This is a genomic window from Pseudomonas sp. S4_EA_1b (assembly GCF_016307435.1).
Lineage (GTDB): Bacteria > Pseudomonadota > Gammaproteobacteria > Pseudomonadales > Pseudomonadaceae > Aquipseudomonas > Aquipseudomonas rhodesiae.
The window spans coordinates 186,270-201,674 of sequence record NZ_JAEILC010000062.1 but is presented as its reverse complement, the minus strand read 5'-3'; the positions used below and the strand labels follow the sequence as shown (position 1 = coordinate 201,674).

Here is a 15,405-nt window from a genome sequence, read left to right as displayed (position 1 = left end):
TCAGGTAGATTATTTAAAATCTTTTTTAAAATAATTAATTAAATTTTCCTTTGCAATGGCGTTCTCTCCACACGACAAAACAAAAACAGGAGCACCTGCGATGCCCACCAAGGACAGCCTATGAATGCCCACAGTGACTCGATCGACATCGCCATCATCGGTTCAGGCTTTGCCGGCCTGTGCATGGCCATCAAACTCAAGGAAGCTGGGGTTCGCGACTTCTTCGTCGCCGAACAGGCCGACAGCCTCGGCGGCACCTGGCGCGACAACCACTACCCCGGTTGTGCCTGCGATGTGCAGTCCCATGTTTATTCGTTTTCGTTTGCGCCCAATCCGAACTGGACGCGGCAGTTCGCGCCGCAGGCGGAAATCCGCGCTTATCTTGAGCAGTGCGCCGCGCGTTTCGAGCTGGCGCCTTTCCTGCGCTTCGGCATGGGGCTGACCCGTGCGGTATTCGACGAAGCACAGCAACGCTGGCAATTGAGTTTCAGCAATGGCCGCCAGGTGAGCGCACGGGTGTTGGTATCCGGGATGGGCGGCCTGTCGCGTCCGGCGCTGCCGGATATTCCGGGCCTGGACAGCTTCAAGGGCAAGCGCTTCCACTCCCAGCAGTGGGACCATGAATACGCGTTGAAAGGCAAGCGCGTGGCCGTGATCGGCACCGGCGCCAGTGCGATTCAATTCGTACCGCAGATCGCTGCGCAGGTGGCCCACCTCGACCTGTTCCAACGCACGCCGCCGTGGATCATGCCCAAGCCCGACCGGGCGATCTCGCCGTTCGAACGCTGGCTGTTCAAGCACCTGCCCTTCACCCAGCGCCTGGTGCGCGGCGCGTTTTACTGGGCGTTGGAAGGCCGCGTGGTGGGCTTTGCGCTGCACCCGCGGCTGATGAAGACGGTGCAACGCATCGCCCTGCGCCATCTGCATAAACAAGTGGCGCGCCCTTCCCTGCGCAAAACCCTCACCCCGAACTACACCATCGGCTGCAAGCGCGTGCTGATCTCCAACGACTATTACCCGGCCTTGTCGCGCAGCAATGTGGAGGTGGTAACCGAGGCCGTGCAGCGCATCGAGCCGGACGGGGTGATCACCGCCGACGGCATCAAGCACCCGGCCGATTGCTTGATCTTCGGCACCGGTTTCCAAGCCAGCGACCCCCTGCCCCGTGGCTGCATCATTGGCCGCGACGGCGTGGACCTGATGGACACCTGGCGCGACGGCGCCCATGCCTATAAAGGCACCACGGTGCCGGGCTACCCGAATCTGTTCCTGATCATCGGGCCCAACACCGGGTTGGGGCACAACTCGATGATCCTGATGATCGAGGCCCAAGTGGCCTACATCCTCGACGCGCTCAAGCAGATGCAACGCCAGCGCATTGCCACAGTGGAGGTCAAACCGTCGGTGGAGCAGGCCTATAACGCCCATCTGCAGGACAAACTCAAGCGCACCATCTGGAACACCGGCGGTTGTCAGAGCTGGTACCTGGACCCGCGCACCGGCAAGAACACCACGCTGTGGCCTGGCTCGACCTGGCGCTTCAAGCAGGTCACCCGCCAGTTCGCGCTCAAGGACTATGTAGCGGGCGTGACGACGGCCAACGCCACGCCGCGCACAGTCGCGGTGGCCCACGCCAATATCGAAGGGAGCCTGTCATGAAGTCATTCAACGGTCGCGTGGCGGCCATTACCGGCGCCGCGTCCGGCATGGGGCGCGCCTTGGCCCTGGCCTTGGCTCGCGAAGGTTGCCACCTGGCGCTGGCGGATAAAAACGCTCAAGGCTTGGAGCACACCCAGGAATTGATCAAGACCTCCACCCTGTCGCCAGTGCGGGTTACCACCCAGGTGCTTGATGTGGCCGACCGCCAGGCCATGGAGGACTGGGCCGCGCGCTGCGTGGACGAACATGGCCAGGTCAACCTGGTGTTCAACAATGCCGGCGTGGCGCTGTCGAGCACCGTGGAAGGCGTGGACTACGCGGACCTGGAGTGGATCGTTGGCATCAATTTCTGGGGCGTGGTCCACGGCACCAAGGCGTTCCTGCCGCATCTCAAGGCCAGTGGCGAGGGGCATGTGATCAACACCTCCAGCGTGTTCGGGCTGTTTGCCCAACCCGGCATGAGTGGCTACAACGCCACCAAGTTCGCCGTGCGCGGTTTTACCGAGGCGCTGCGCCAGGAACTCGATCTGCAACGCTGCGGCGTGTCGGCCACCTGTGTCCACCCCGGCGGCATCCGCACCGACATCTGTCGCAGCAGCCGCATCGACGCGAACATGACCGGCTTTCTGATCCAAAGCGAGCAACAAGCCCGCGCCGACTTCGAAAAACTGTTTATCACTGATGCCGACCAGGCCGCCAAAGTGATCCTGCACGGCGTGCGCAAAAACAAGCGTCGCGTGTTGATCGGCCGCGACGCCTACGCCCTCGACCTGCTCGCCCGCTGCCTGCCGGCGGCCTATCAGGCGCTGGTGGTGTTCGCCAGCAAGCGCATGGCCCCCAAGCCGCGCACGCCGGTGTTCGAAACCAATGACGAGTCCCGTCTCTGAACAGGAGCACAGCCCATGCTACCCATCCGTCGCGATGTCCGTTTTGCCCTACCCGCCGAGCGCATCAAGGACTGGCACGCGCAAGGCCCGTTCGTTACACACTTCTTCAACGCCCTGTCGCTGCTGTTTCCCCAGGGTGAGCTGTTTTTTATGGACAGCGTGCGCCACTACCGTCAGCGCATCGACGACCCGCTGTTGAAAAAGGAAATCCAGGGCTTTATCGGCCAGGAAGCCATGCACAGCCGCGAACATGTGGCCTATAACGATCTGCTGCAAGCGGCGGGCCTGCCGGCGCATACCCTCGACCGGCGCTTGAAATTCATCCTCGACTGGCAGAAAAAACACCTGCCGCCGGCTTTCAACCTGGCCGTGACCATCGCTCTGGAGCACTACACCGCCATGCTGGCCGAGATCCTGCTCAGCGACCCGTCGCGCTTCGGCCACTCACTTAAGGGCTACCAACAAATGTGGTACTGGCACGCCCTGGAAGAAACCGAGCACAAAGCGGTGGCGTTTGACGTGTGGAATACGGTGATCAAGCCTGGGCCCGCGCGCTACCTGCTGCGCACCGGGACCATGTTGACCACCACGCTGTTGTTCTGGCTGGTGGTGCTGGATTTTCATGTGCGCTTGCTGGTGGCCGACCGCAAGGCGGGAGGCTTTTTCAAAGGGTTCTGGCGCATGCTCAAGTTTCTGTACGGTCCCAAAGGTGTATTCCCGCGCATGCTGGTGCCGTGGCTGCATTACTTCAAACCGGGCTTTCACCCATGGGATCACGACAACCGCGCGCATCTGGCCGGTATCGACGCGTTGGTCGAGGATATCGAACAAACCCGACGCCGCTACGAATCCGCCTAGGTCTGCGCCAGCGCCGCACGCTCGCGCACAAAGCGCTGCAATTGATCGCCCGGCAGCGCCTTGCTGAAATACCAGCCCTGGATAAACAGCTCGCTGCCGGTGTTCAGGAAGGCCAGTTGCTCGGCGGTCTCGACGCCTTCGACCACCACGCCCAGGTTCAGCGCTTCACAGAACCGCAGCATGCCCGTCAGGACCTGGGCGCCCTTGGGGTCGTGCTGGGCGACTACGAAACTGCGGTCGATCTTGATGAAGTCCACTGGAAACTGGTGCAGATAACTAAGGGCCGAAAACCCGGTGCCAAAATCATCGATGTACACCTTGGCGCCAATCGCCTGGAGTTTCTGAATGGTCTGGCGGGTGGCCTGGATATCGCTGACCAGGGCGTCTTCGGTGATTTCCACAGAAACCAACCCGTGAGCCTGGGCCAGAATGCCGACCAGGCGTTCGCCGTAGGCGGCATCGGTCAAGGTCGCACTGGAGATATTGATGGTCATGGGCAGCGTGAATCCGAGCTTTTGCCACTGCTGGTATTGGCGCACGGCTTGGGACGCTACCCACATATCCACGTCCGGCATCAACTGCGCCTGAGCCAGCCACTGCAGAAATTCCCAGGGCGAATGCACCGTGCCCTGGCCATCGCGGGCACGCATCAAGGCTTCGCAACCGGTGCACAGGCCGGTGAGGGTCGAGACTTGGGGTTGGAATTCCAGATAAAAATCATAGTCGCTGATCTGCTGGATGCGGCTCAGCTCATTGGCTTGGCGCGCCAGGGTTTTGTGGGAGGTCAACACCGGGTCGAGCTCGCGCAGCCGGCCTTTTTCCTCCAGGCCACGGAAGGTCATGTCCAGGGACTTGAGGTATACCGTGCCGCCTTCACTGGCCTGGCGATACATGGCCCGTACATACGGCGCATAAACCAGCGTGCCCAGCCCCAGCAACGCCACCTGCAACCCGACCGCCGCCAGGTCGCCATGGGTGCTCAGATAAGCATTGAGCAGCACCGGCGAGGTGAACGGCACGCTGGCTACCGCCGGCGACACCCAGCCCATATGCACCACCCCCAGAGCCAGCATCGCGTTCAAGGCAGGTACTAACAGAAAGGGCATGAACAGCCGCGGATTGAGGATGATCGGCAAGCCGAACAACAGTACCTCGCTGACGTTGAACAGCGACAACGGCAAACTCGCCACCGCCACCAGGCGCATGGACTGACTCTTGGAAAACAGCAGAATCGCCAGCAATAGGCACAACGCACTGCCAGACCCACCGATAAACGCAAAACTGCCGAGCAGACCGCTGTTCAACAGGTACTTGATCGGCTCGCCGGCCGCCAGTGCCGTGCCATTAAGCACCACGGCCTGATCCAGCACATCGAACAGCGGCTGCATGGCGTACACGCCGTGAATCCCGAAGAACCACAGCAGCGAGTTCATCAACGTCACAAACAAGCCGCTGCCGTAAGGCGACTGCAGCGCACCCAGCACCTGCGGCCCCTGCAACTGCGCCACATAAGGCACCTGTAGCAGCAGAGACAGCACTATCACCAGTACCAGAGCGGTGATGGCGCCGGGCACCACCATATTGATGGTGCCGCGCAGGTTGTGCCCTACCAGGTCCTCATTGACCAGCCGAGTCCAACGATAACGGTGCAGCCATGCCATCGCCGGCACGTTTAGCAGCGGCGAGGCGATGGCGATAAACAACACAAAGGTCGCCGAGGCTCGCGGGTAGTCACGCAGAATGAACGTCGCCACCACCACATGAGCCAGGCACAGAAAGGCAACCGGCAACTGCGGTAGGCGATGCTGAATTGCCAACATGTAACCAATGGACGCTGCCACAAGCAGCGGGATGACCGAGCTGATCTGGTTATGCAGCCCAGCGAGGAACGCCACCACCGAAGGCTCGAACCCCAGCACCCGCGCGAATTCGGACAGAATCAGGAAACCGGCCGACACCAGCAGGCAGGGCAGAATCCACAACAACCCTTCGCGGATCGCCCGCAATGACTCAGTGCTGGCCAATGCGGCCAGGCGCTGGGTGAAGAAAAGTTTGGAGAGCGTTTGCACCATGACCCATCCCTCTGCCCATCGCATACGCCCTTTAAGGCAGGGCCCCGTAAACACGGGCTAACGCTACACGTCCTGGCATCGGGAGCGAAAGAGATTTGAAGGATGGGCATGCAATTTTATTGGCTGGCTGTCGCAGCATCGGTAAGTTTTCGCTGACGATTTATTGAACTTTCGGAACAGCTAAAATTCCTAATCTCTCTTGAACGGGTACTATTGCCGGCTTTTGAAGCGTTATGGGCAGCCCGGTGAAGTCTCAGGCTGAGGTGCCCATTCAGGGAAACAGCGCCTGAGTGGTATCAGGTACCAAGGAGGTAAGCTCGAAATGCAACATAAGTTGTCGAATGCGATGCGCCCACTGCTGCTTAACGCAGCGCTGTGGTTAAGCGGTGTAGCTCTGCTGTTTTTGATCAAAGATGTGATCGAAGAGGTTTCGGGCCCCATTGGCGGAACCTGGATTGACCTGACGCTGGTACTGACAGCTTACTTGCTGTTCTTTATCCTCGATCCACTGCAATCTCGGGTGAACCGCCACTTGCGCAAACGCGCCCGACGCAGAAAGACGCATCTGGAGGCAGGCTCCCGTGCTTGAATCCGGCCCCGGCGATAGTCACCGACTAGCCCTCGAACGCTTTCAGGCAGCGCACCCGACGTTGGTCGCTGAACTGGATGCTTTGAACCCTCTGGCCGCCCGGGCCAGGGGTGAAACCCTGGCCGAATACCGCGCCGAACGTTTGCACGAGGCCTTCGAAGCCGAAGCCGAGCGCCTGGGCCTGTTTGCTTGGGAGCTGACGCTCAAGCTCACCAGTGACTCTCCTGAAGCGTTCGAAGCCCAGCGCCTGGAAGTGCACAAGGAAGTGGCGCAGATGGCGGGCATGAGTTGGGCCGATTACTGCCAGTTGCACGACCTGCCCGGTTAAAGCCGTCACTACACGAACCAGCACCGTCTGACGCCGGCCATGGCCTCGCGCAGCTGTGCCACCGTGACCTTTCGCTGCTCCGGCGTCCAATGCAAGGCCGAGCGCAACGCCGGCCAACACCGCCTGGGTAAGCCGCGCGGTCTCGGCAGCGGCTGGTCGGGCTGACGTGGCGCCGAACGGCGGCCCTGGGCGAGTTCATAGACGACACAAGCCGCGCCGTACAGGTCAGCCAAGGCCGACAGTTCCCCACCCGCCATCAGCTCCGGTGCCGCGTACGCAGGCGTCCAGGCATTCAGACGGCTACGGCTCAAACCAGGCAACCCCGCCGCTTCCTGCGCCTTGCCGTGGCCCAGGCCGAAATCGAACAGACGCACCCCCTCGTCGCCCAACAGGATATTCGCCGGTTTTACATCGCCATGCAGAACGCCCTGCCGGTGGGCGTAGCTCAAGGCATCTAACAACTGCAGCGCCAGAGGCTGCAGTTCGCTCCACGGCAAACCCTCCGGACACTCCAACAGCAGGCGATCGAGGGTCACTCCCTGCAACAGCTCCATGGTGAAGAACGCCACTTCACGGACGGTGTCGACGTCGAAGGCGAACATCCGCACGACATGCTCATGGCGCAGGCTGCGGGTCAGGGCGAATTCGCTGTACAGCAACACATGACCATCCGGGGACTGGGCCAATGGCTCGCCCAGCAGTTTCAGGGCGACCCAGGCGTTGGCGTCGCCGAACGCCTCATGCAGCAGGTCGCGAGCCCGATAGACCACGCCCATGCCGCCGGAACCCAGTACGCGCTCAAGCTGATAACGCCCTGCCAGCACATCAGTCGGCCCCACCCCGGCGGTCATGGCTGAACCACCACGGCCGTCAAGTCGTCCGCTGCCGGCCCGCGCAGCACCTCGGTGAACAGCCGATCCACCACCTGACCGGGTGCGCCCCTACTCAGCGCACGTCCCAAGGCGTCATGGCCGAGGCCCTGATACAAACCATCGCTGCAAAGCAAAAACACATCGCCAGGACGAGTACACAGCTCCAACACTTCCAGAATCAGCGGTTGCCGCCCGCCCAGCGCACGGGTCAGAGACCTCGCTGCCGGGTGGGACTGCGCCTGTTGCAGGGTCAAGCGTTGCGTGTCCATCAGTTGCTGCTGCAAGGAATGGTCTCGCGATAGCTGATACAAGCGCTGCCCGCGCCACAGATAGCAACGGCTGTCCCCAGCCCAGACGCAGGCTGCCCGATTGCCCTCCAGCAACAACGCCACAACCGTGCTGCCCATGATTGCGTACGGCGCGCTTGCATTGGGGGGCAACCCTCGGCCCAGTCGACTGTCCAGTGCCCGCAGACAATGCCGCACGGCATCGAGCCGCTGGTCGAAATTGCTCTGGCGCGGCAGCGCGGCAAGGCTGCTGATCACCCACTGGCTGGCCACATCACCGGCGCGATGCCCGCCCATCCCATCGGCCACGGCCCAGCAACCGTGTTGCGGGCAATCGAGAAATGCATCCTCATTGCGCGCACGCGTCCTGCCTCGCTCGGTGCGCCCGGCGCTGCGGCACGGGTCGCGCAGTTGGCTCACAACTGCTCCGGCAGACGGAAAGTGCGCCATGCCGCCATCTGGAACGGGCCCGGGTGGCGTGCGCTGCTGAGCAGGAAGTTGGCGCGCAGCCCCGCAAGATCGGCCTTGAGTACCTGGGCATTGCGGCCATTGGCGGGCTCGCTTTGCATCAGATCCAAGAAGCGGAAGAACGACCAGGGCCCGCTGTTTTTCTCGATACCGAACGGCCGCTGGGCGCCACGCTCCAGCACCAGACTGCTGCGGCCGTTGTCTGCCTCTTCAGGCCAATGGAACGTCGTCGGCACGATCGGACCGTGGCGGTACTCCAGTTGCTTATCGCCGATGCGCAACACCGCGCGGCTAACCGTCGGGTCCAGGCTGTAGGGTGCCAGTGTGAAACGAACGGCCCATTCGCCCTGCTCCTCACTGAAAAAACCCAGGCGAATCAGTTGAGCTTTGGCCAGTTGCTCCAGGGACGAGCGTGACATCGGCAGGCTGCGGCCATCCAAGCCGCGCAGCCGGAAGCGGCTGCCTTCGGTGCTTACAAAAGGCTTCACGTAGGTCTCGTAAAAACGCGCCATGGCGCCCCTTGGCTTGAAAAACTCCTGAAAATCCCCCAGCGCGACCTCGCCCGCGGCTTGCGCATTGAAGGGGTATCGACGCTGGATGGCCTTGGCGTAGAAGCCATAGACCTCACTCTGATAACGCTGATTGACGTGCACATACGCATCATCGAGCAGCAATCGCCAACTGTCGTCAGCGATAGCTTCGAGCCAGCCTTTGAGGGGCAGCGGCAGGCGCGCCGCTCTGTCGCGCAGTTGGCCTAACAGCGGCTGCTGCCCCTCCATGCGCTGCTTGACCAACTTGAACGCCGCCTGTTCCGTCGCCCCTTCGCGGTTCAGGGCGACCAATTGCAAGTGCCACTCGTGGAGCAGCCGCAAGGCCTGCAACCATTCGCCGTCGGGGTTGCGCTCGGCATCCAGCAACTGGTGCAAGGGCTCGAAGCGACGCAGCAACGCACGGCGAGCGGAGTCCGGCACGGCCTGCGCCTGGAGGCCGCTAAGCAGCCCTGCGGCAGCCTCGCTCTGAGTCGAGGTACCGCGCTCGATGGCCTGCTGTACGCCACCAAGGCGCTCATGAGCCGTCGGAAAACGCGTGTGCTCATGCACCTGCTGCAACAAACGCACTAGCGGTGATTGCATTGAGGAGAGGCCCGCGAGTGTATCGACATGCTCTCGGAGGGTTTCGCTCGGTTCCAGACGGACGCGGCTCAGGGCGCGGCTCCAAGTATCGGCGTACTCGCTGAAATAGCGTTGTTCCAGCTCCTGCATCAACTGCCGCATATCCATCGGACTAAGATCGCCACCCTCCCCGAGAACCCAGTTGTCCTGGACAATCCCATTGACCAGACGCGAGCCCTGCTTTTCAAAGTGCTGCACGTACTGGTGGGTAAAGAACCCCGGAATGAGGGGTTCGCCCGCCGTCACCCCTGCCCCCTCCGCCAAGCGATAGGGTTCCAGATTGCGGGCCTGATCACGCAATACGCGATAGATCACACCCGCCAGCGACTCTCCGCGCAGGGCCTGGCGAGCCGCTGCCACCCGTTCGGCATTCAACGGCGATTCAAAAGATAGCCTAAGCAAATATGAGAAATGCGCGTTCAGCCTGTTCTGCGCCGAGCTATCCCCGCCATATAGCGCAGCCCACTGAGCCGCCACGCGCTCGGCCAGCCAGGTCGCGTCCCGACGCTCGGGCAAACTGAGCATCAGGTAGGCCCGCAGGCTGTCCATCAACTTTTCGCGGTCGTTCAGCGTGGCCTGCACCTGCGCTTCGAGCAACGCCGCGACCTCGGGCAATAATTGTTGGCGCAGCGCGTCCTCATAAGCCGTCACCAACACCGGGCGACTGATCTCGCCCTGATACAGCCCGGCCCGTTCGTTCCGGCGCGCATCCGTCACCGCGGGAAACACCTGGGTGGCAGCCAGCCGGCTGTCCAGCAGTGGTAGCAACGCCAGAGTGGCGTCCGAACCTGGTGTCGCCGGGGGGTGAGGCGCGATCAGCTGCGCCAGTTGCATCAGGCGCTGATGATTGGCCGAATAACTGTGCGCCCACAATGCCCCGCTGCCGACCACAACCCCTGATGCCGCCAATATCAGCAAGCCCTGACGAAGATGGAGGCGACGTCGCTCCGGGGTCTGCAACCCCGCAAGGCCGGCCTCGGCAAAAATCACCTGTTTGAACAAACCTTGAACAAAATGGCCGCGCCTGCCAGCGGTTTCCGCACTCGTCAGATAGAACCCACGCAGTCCATAGATACGTTGGAAGCGATGAGCCGAGAACCCGGACTCCACAAACAGGCACAACCGCTCGGCGATTCGCGCGGCCTGCCGAGGAAAATCAAGCATGACGCCGCGCCGCTCGGCACTGCGCTCCTGGTGCAATCGCGGGATCAGCTCCGTGCCCAGACGCTTGAGCAAGGCTTCAAAGGCATCGCGTACCTGGGCCATCTCGGTACCGGTTTTACTGGCGGGCAAACGCTCTCCCAATACCGCTTGGGCGCTGCCCCCCTGAGGCGTATCGAAGAATTCGGCAAACCCCGGCAAGCGGTCAGCCTGGGTCAGCACCAGATAAATCGGCACATCCATATGCAGCGTCTGGTGGATGTCCTGCAAGCGCGCATGCACATGGCGGGCATGCAGATCCAAGTCGTGTTCGTTGCCGCCGAGCAAGGTGTCCACCGCCAGCGTCACCACCACGCCATTGAGAGGACGTGCCCGGCGCCGCGATTTGAGCAAGCCCAGCAACGTCGCCCAGCCTGCTTCGTCCACTTCACCATCGGGCTGCGTCAGATAGCGCCCGGCGCTTTCGACGATCACGGCCTCATCAGCCAGGAACCAATCAAAGTAGGCGGTCGTGCCTGAGGGTGTGTCGCTGCGGTCGAGCGGAAACCGCACGCCGCCGGCGGCCAACAACTGGCTTTTGCCACTGCCCTGTTCGCCGATCAGAAGGTACCAGGGCAAGTCATTGCGCCAACGCTCGCCACGCTCCCCGTAACAGCGTGAGGTTTTCAGGGTCTGCAACGCCTCCTTGAAACGCCCGCGCACCTGCCGCCGCTCTTGGTCGATCAACACCTGACGTTGATGTCGCGCCTGGTGGTCCGGCCTGTCGAGCCATGCCGCGCGCCGCCCTCCCACGACCACCATCACCAGGCCCCATAGCAGAAACAGCACGCTGATGCTCAGCAGACGTGCCGTGGCCCCGTGCCAGAACCGATAATCGTCCACCGCCAACAACGGCCCGAAACACCACACCAGCGCCGCCAGGCATAACACCAGCAGCAGGCTCCAGACCCAACTCTTGCGCAGCACTCTGCCCACGCCCGTGAAGAATGCGTTCATTGATTGCTCCCAGCGTTACATCGGCGTCCGCGTCTGTTCCGGCGCCACGGATTGAAAGGGTTGCAGGACGGTCATGCGCTCGTTGCGCAAGACCCAGGCAAACCCGGAGTACACCACCAGCAAGCAGGCGACGGTCAGGACAACAACCCAGGTCGCCGAGATCATCCGCAACGGTGTGTCGCCTGCTCGCCCAGGCTCAACCGACGCCGCCGACGGCAGGCGTTCACCGCGCACGTGCCGGATCTGTCGATATAAACCATCGCGTACCGCTTCCAGTTGCGCCGCTCCACGCTCCATGACGCGATACTGGCCTTCGAACCCTATCGATAAGCACAGGTACATCAGTTCAAGCATGGCCAGGTGCTTGATCGGATCGCGGGACAAGCGCTCCAGCAACTGGAAAAATTTCTCGCCGCCGAAGGTTTCCTGATGAAAACGGCTCAGCAGGCTCATGGTCGACCAGTCACTGCGGGCACCCCACGCCGTGGTCACCACCGCCTCGTCAATCACACTGCACAGCACATAGCGGGCAGACATGACCTGACTCTTTTCCGCCCCCTGATGGGAGGCCCGCATTTCAAATGCCGAAACCCCCGCCGATAATCGATCGTTGAGGCTCTGCAAGCTCTCCCGGCCCGAACTGGCCTTGAGCTGTACCACCTGGGACAGCAGTTCCCAGGCCGCCGTTACCAAGGTGTTGGGCCCTATATCGAAGCTCTGCACGCCCTGCAGGGCGGCCGAGTAAATCATGCGGTCTTCCAGCTGTTCGAAGCGCGGAGGCGTTGGGAAGTCCGTCAGCGCCCCCTGTGCCGGTTGGTGGCCCTCGCGGTCTAGCAGGACGGTTTTTTCGTCCTGCGGGTATTCACTGTCCATAGTCATGATGTTCAGTTCCTGATGGCCCAAAAGTTGAGTTCCAGTCCTGCGAACTCGCCGCTGGCGTGGAAGGCGAAGCCACCCGACTGCTCCAGCTGTGTGATGTCGCGGGCACTGAGATCGAGCATGAAATAGGTTTTGCCGGCATGGAACGGGATCTGCCGCGGCGCCACCGGCAGCGGCTTGAGCTTGATACCCGCCAGATGCAGGTTGACCAACTCACGGATGCGCTCCACAGGGCCGATCTTGAGGTGCGCCGGCAGACGGTGGCGCAGTTCTTCCGAATCGCACTGGGCCTCGGCCGCTAGAATGAAGGTGGCGCAACCCAGCAGGTTGAGATCGCTGACCGGGCAAACCAGCACGCCGTATTGACGCGGTTGCAACGCGAGCTGGGTCGCATGCTGCTCCAGCACCCGCGACAGCGCCGTTCGAATGCCGTCCATCAAGCTTCGGAAGCTCTCACCCTGGTCGTCATGTCGGTACCGCCCCTGCGACTGCGCGCGCTTGTTATCGGTGCCGTATGTCGATAGCTCGCCGAGCAACGACAGCAACTGGCGATACACCGCTTCTGGACGGACCTGGGGCTGGCTCAAGTAGTGATGCAAGAGCAGTTCCGTACGGTTGATCAATTGCAGCATAAGGAAGTCACCCAACTGAGCGCCCGCCGATCCGCCATTGCCCTGGACGCGCGCGGCAATCGCATCGCCCCGGGTAGCGAGTAGGCTGATCACCTCCTTGACGCACGACGCTACGTAGCCAGAACGCTGTAGATAGAGGAAGGTCGGTACGAAATCCGCATCCAGCGTCACGCCCCCTTCCCGCGTCGATTCCACAACCTGGGCCACCTGGAGTTTCACCAGCAGCGGATCATCGCGCTGCTCTCCCAACACCAATCGCAGGTCCGGGCGCGCGCAATGGATCTGGCAGCGCGAATCGGCACCCGCGTTGGAGTCGCCGACTTGAAGTTCACAGCTGACATACCGCGCCAGCACGTCGCCATGCTCCGGGAGCCGCGCTTCGACCTGATTGCCGATCGCCAGCGGTAACGCCAGGTACACGGCCTGACCGCCGGCACCGACGGGAACCTGCAATACCAGCGGCTCGTCGGCACTGTCCAATGCAAACAGACTGCCGTCGGGAAACATCCCGCTGGCCTGGGTAAGCACCACCTTGCCCAGGTTGAGGTGCTGGGTATCGACGTGCAGCGTCAGGAATCCCCAACCGTCACAGCCCATCAGGCGTGTCTGATTGAGTTGCTGCTGGTAATAACGGTCGTTGTGCTGCAAGTGCTGAGGACGCAGCAGCATGCCTTCCTGCCAGATGACTTTATAGGCCTGCATTTGAGTTCCCCGACCGGCTGGCGAACGGATCGACAAGACGAATACCCGATTCGTCCAACATCACTTCGACACGCGTGCGCTGTTGCGGGGCCACGGGCAACGCCAGCCGCCATTGCACATGGGGCAAATCCCGATAAGCGGCCAGCACGCCGACATAACGGCTCTGTGGCTCGATGCTGAGTTTGAGCGCCACCTGTTCACCGGGGCGTAGTTCCAGCTCCTCGGAGTTCACCCAGTCCTTAGGCAATGCTTGTTCAGCTCGGGCATACAGGCTGAAGAAATCGGCATTTTCGAACGCGACCGGATGGCGCAGCTCCAGCAGATGCACCACCACGGGGGAAGGCCGACCGTGCAAGTCCGGATTCAGCGCTTCGCCGGCCGTCAATGTCAGGTCCAATTTGGTCAGGGTTGAAAACGGTCCCACATGACTGCAACCGCTCGACAGGCTCAGCGCCAACAGCATCAATGCAATAAAGGTTCGATACATAAATCTCATCCTGGGTACGCCGCATGCAACGTGGAAACCAAGCGCACCTGCTCCTCGTAGGCCTTGGAAAAATCGTTATTCAACAGCTGTTCATCCAGGGGGAGCTCATCGACCAGATGTCGGTAGTGACGCTGATAGGCGCGCCAGCACGCGCCGTCGGTGGTGAACCTGGCCGGCTTCCCTTCTCGCTCGAAGCACAGCATCAAATGGCTCGGCGCGAACGCCGCGAGCGCGCCGCGCACCACCGCTCGACAAGCCACCACCAACGCCAACTGATGGACTTGCATCTCCCGACAGGCTTGAGCCAGCGCCAACTCGGCGGACAATTGACCCAGCTCGCCCGCGCCCAGCAATGCCGTTATGGTCGCCTGGGTATCGAGGCAGTCTTTCAGCGGGTTATGGCTTTTAAAGCCAGGCATGGCTGCGCCCAGGTTCAATTCATTGTTCAGCTCATCTCGAGTGCGCAGGCATTGCTGCATTCCCTCGACGGTTTGTTTGAACAGGCCCGCCACTTTGATCGCCAGCGCTTCGCAGGCCACGCTATCGAGCCCATCCATCCGCAGGCCCAGGGCGTCGCCAAACTGCGCCCAGAAGGCTGCCGGCAGCTCGGGCACGCTTGGGTCAGGTGGAGGGGGTGGCATGCGCTTGGGAGGTTGCGCCCATCTCGGCACCGTCAGGTGATCGCGCTCCACGGCGCTATGGGCAAACGAACAGGTGGGCGTTTCTACACTGTGCGCCAGTGCATCCAGCTCCTCGCAAGACTCATCGCGCCATTGCTCATGCGCCAAGGCGTGCATCGGGTCCAGTCCAAGAAATGCGTCATCTGGAATGGTGTCGGCGCAGGCCAGCGCCTGCCGGTCGTCCTGCGTCGTCCAGCGCGGTCGCAAGTGCGCGCGAATGTCCAAGGCGCCCAGCTGATAGACCTCGCCGTCGGCGATCAGCCGCGCCTGCCCCTTCCTCAAACGCTCCATGCCGCCTGCCACGCCAATGCCATTACTGCTGACATCCGTCAGAAAGTACTGCCCATCTCGATAGCCGATCAACGCATGGTGGCTGGAGAGCAGCCGCGTCGCATCCGGAATTACCCAGTCGCATCCTGCGCCACGACCGATAACACCCCCGACGCGGTCAAACACCTTGCGCAGCGACGCCTCACCGCTGGCGGTGTCACATACCTCGAACACTAATTGCATCGCTCGGCACTCCTTGCTCACTGACCACGACGCGTCGTTTGGGGGTCGCCCAGCGGACGGTAATCGGCATCATCAAAAACGTAGTTGGCGTTACAGCCGCTCAGTAGACACAGCACAAGCCCCCAGGCTTGCCACGGACGTAGAAGCATCAGGTTTCTCCCGG

14 protein-coding genes are annotated in these 15,405 nt (G+C 61.8%); 5 read left to right on the top strand and 9 right to left on the bottom strand.

The genetic code is table 11. From position 1 onward, the window contains the following. The first annotated feature begins 120 nt into the window (after positions 1 to 120). The 3 genes from YA0848_RS20645 to YA0848_RS20635 are packed head-to-tail and all read left to right on the top strand — an operon-like array spanning position 121 to position 3,404. The gene (locus tag YA0848_RS20645; protein WP_184315837.1) at positions 121 to 1,659 is read left to right on the top strand and encodes a flavin-containing monooxygenase; all 1,539 of its coding nucleotides are present in this window, start codon (positions 121 to 123) and stop codon (positions 1,657 to 1,659) included. Then, positions 1,656 to 2,546 (top strand): SDR family NAD(P)-dependent oxidoreductase, encoded by an 891-nt coding sequence (locus YA0848_RS20640; protein ID WP_034098276.1) that lies wholly within the window; start codon positions 1,656 to 1,658, stop codon positions 2,544 to 2,546. Before YA0848_RS20645 ends, YA0848_RS20640 begins: the two co-directional genes overlap by 4 nt. Before the next feature lie 15 nt (positions 2,547 to 2,561). Then, a complete protein-coding gene (locus YA0848_RS20635; protein ID WP_034098278.1) occupies positions 2,562 to 3,404 on the top strand; it encodes a metal-dependent hydrolase in 843 nt (280 codons plus the stop codon). Here the strand turns inward: YA0848_RS20635 and YA0848_RS20630 are convergent. Next, a complete protein-coding gene (locus tag YA0848_RS20630) occupies positions 3,401 to 5,476 on the bottom strand; it encodes a PTS sugar transporter subunit IIC/EAL domain-containing protein (RefSeq protein ID WP_169903100.1) in 2,076 nt (691 codons plus the stop codon). The genes YA0848_RS20635 and YA0848_RS20630 overlap by 4 nt on opposite strands. 322 nt (positions 5,477 to 5,798) lie before the next feature. Here YA0848_RS20630 and YA0848_RS20625 point away from each other — a divergent pair, with 322 nt between their 5' ends. Then, positions 5,799 to 6,065, top strand: a complete 267-nt coding sequence (locus tag YA0848_RS20625; protein ID WP_034098282.1) for a hypothetical protein — start codon at positions 5,799 to 5,801, stop codon at positions 6,063 to 6,065. Continuing rightward, a complete protein-coding gene (locus YA0848_RS20620) occupies positions 6,058 to 6,393 on the top strand; it encodes a DUF6388 family protein (protein WP_034098284.1) in 336 nt (111 codons plus the stop codon). Before YA0848_RS20625 ends, YA0848_RS20620 begins: the two co-directional genes overlap by 8 nt. An 8-nt stretch (positions 6,394 to 6,401) precedes the next feature. On the opposite strand, the gene YA0848_RS20615 is transcribed toward YA0848_RS20620, so the two are convergent. From YA0848_RS20615 to YA0848_RS36110, 8 genes are read right to left on the bottom strand one after another with little or no spacing between them, the layout of a single operon-like run. Further along, positions 6,402 to 7,244 carry a serine/threonine-protein kinase gene (locus YA0848_RS20615; protein WP_169867717.1) on the bottom strand — a complete coding sequence of 281 codons (843 nt, stop codon included), beginning with the start codon at positions 7,242 to 7,244 and terminating at the stop codon, positions 6,402 to 6,404. Further along, entirely contained in the window at positions 7,241 to 8,002 is a 762-nt protein-coding gene (locus YA0848_RS20610; protein ID WP_184315839.1) for a PP2C family protein-serine/threonine phosphatase, read from the bottom strand. The genes YA0848_RS20615 and YA0848_RS20610 overlap by 4 nt, the downstream gene beginning before the upstream one ends. Further along, a complete protein-coding gene (gene tssM / locus YA0848_RS20605) occupies positions 7,969 to 11,349 on the bottom strand; it encodes a type VI secretion system membrane subunit TssM (RefSeq protein ID WP_184315841.1) in 3,381 nt (1,126 codons plus the stop codon). Before tssM ends, YA0848_RS20610 begins: the two co-directional genes overlap by 34 nt. A 15-nt stretch (positions 11,350 to 11,364) precedes the next feature. Then, the gene (icmH, locus tag YA0848_RS20600; protein WP_232925147.1) at positions 11,365 to 12,228 is read right to left on the bottom strand and encodes a type IVB secretion system protein IcmH/DotU; all 864 of its coding nucleotides are present in this window, start codon (positions 12,226 to 12,228) and stop codon (positions 11,365 to 11,367) included. A 5-nt stretch (positions 12,229 to 12,233) separates the two neighbouring features. Next, the gene (gene tssK / locus YA0848_RS20595) at positions 12,234 to 13,562 is read right to left on the bottom strand and encodes a type VI secretion system baseplate subunit TssK (RefSeq protein ID WP_169903105.1); all 1,329 of its coding nucleotides are present in this window, start codon (positions 13,560 to 13,562) and stop codon (positions 12,234 to 12,236) included. Then, positions 13,549 to 14,049: a type VI secretion system lipoprotein TssJ gene (gene tssJ / locus YA0848_RS20590; protein WP_169903106.1), complete on the bottom strand. Its 501-nt coding sequence runs from the start codon at positions 14,047 to 14,049 to the stop codon at positions 13,549 to 13,551. Before tssJ ends, tssK begins: the two co-directional genes overlap by 14 nt. A gap of 5 nt (positions 14,050 to 14,054) precedes the next feature. Beyond that, the gene (gene tagH, locus YA0848_RS20585; protein WP_169903109.1) at positions 14,055 to 15,242 is read right to left on the bottom strand and encodes a type VI secretion system-associated FHA domain protein TagH; all 1,188 of its coding nucleotides are present in this window, start codon (positions 15,240 to 15,242) and stop codon (positions 14,055 to 14,057) included. A 17-nt stretch (positions 15,243 to 15,259) separates the two neighbouring features. Further along, positions 15,260 to 15,391, bottom strand: a complete 132-nt coding sequence (locus YA0848_RS36110; protein ID WP_080758744.1) for a type VI secretion protein — start codon at positions 15,389 to 15,391, stop codon at positions 15,260 to 15,262. Positions 15,392 to 15,405: the final 14 nt, after the last annotated feature.

What these genes read in the sequence shown, in the direction of transcription:
- tssK (WP_169903105.1), bottom strand. Translation starts at nt 13,562, where the DNA reads ATGCAGGCCTATAAAGTCATCTGGCAGGAAGGCATGCTGCTGCGTCCT.
- icmH (WP_232925147.1), bottom strand. Translation starts at nt 12,228, where the DNA reads ATGACTATGGACAGTGAATACCCGCAGGACGAAAAAACCGTCCTGCTA.
- YA0848_RS20640 (WP_034098276.1), top strand. Translation starts at nt 1,656, where the DNA reads ATGAAGTCATTCAACGGTCGCGTGGCGGCCATTACCGGCGCCGCGTCC.
- tssJ (WP_169903106.1), bottom strand. Translation starts at nt 14,049, where the DNA reads ATGTATCGAACCTTTATTGCATTGATGCTGTTGGCGCTGAGCCTGTCG.
- YA0848_RS36110 (WP_080758744.1), bottom strand. Translation starts at nt 15,391, where the DNA reads ATGCTTCTACGTCCGTGGCAAGCCTGGGGGCTTGTGCTGTGTCTACTG.
- YA0848_RS20615 (WP_169867717.1), bottom strand. Translation starts at nt 7,244, where the DNA reads ATGACCGCCGGGGTGGGGCCGACTGATGTGCTGGCAGGGCGTTATCAG.
- YA0848_RS20645 (WP_184315837.1), top strand. Translation starts at nt 121, where the DNA reads ATGAATGCCCACAGTGACTCGATCGACATCGCCATCATCGGTTCAGGC.
- YA0848_RS20630 (WP_169903100.1), bottom strand. Translation starts at nt 5,476, where the DNA reads ATGGTGCAAACGCTCTCCAAACTTTTCTTCACCCAGCGCCTGGCCGCA.
- YA0848_RS20610 (WP_184315839.1), bottom strand. Translation starts at nt 8,002, where the DNA reads ATGGCGCACTTTCCGTCTGCCGGAGCAGTTGTGAGCCAACTGCGCGAC.
- YA0848_RS20635 (WP_034098278.1), top strand. Translation starts at nt 2,562, where the DNA reads ATGCTACCCATCCGTCGCGATGTCCGTTTTGCCCTACCCGCCGAGCGC.
- tssM (WP_184315841.1), bottom strand. Translation starts at nt 11,349, where the DNA reads ATGAACGCATTCTTCACGGGCGTGGGCAGAGTGCTGCGCAAGAGTTGG.
- YA0848_RS20625 (WP_034098282.1), top strand. Translation starts at nt 5,799, where the DNA reads ATGCAACATAAGTTGTCGAATGCGATGCGCCCACTGCTGCTTAACGCA.
- tagH (WP_169903109.1), bottom strand. Translation starts at nt 15,242, where the DNA reads ATGCAATTAGTGTTCGAGGTATGTGACACCGCCAGCGGTGAGGCGTCG.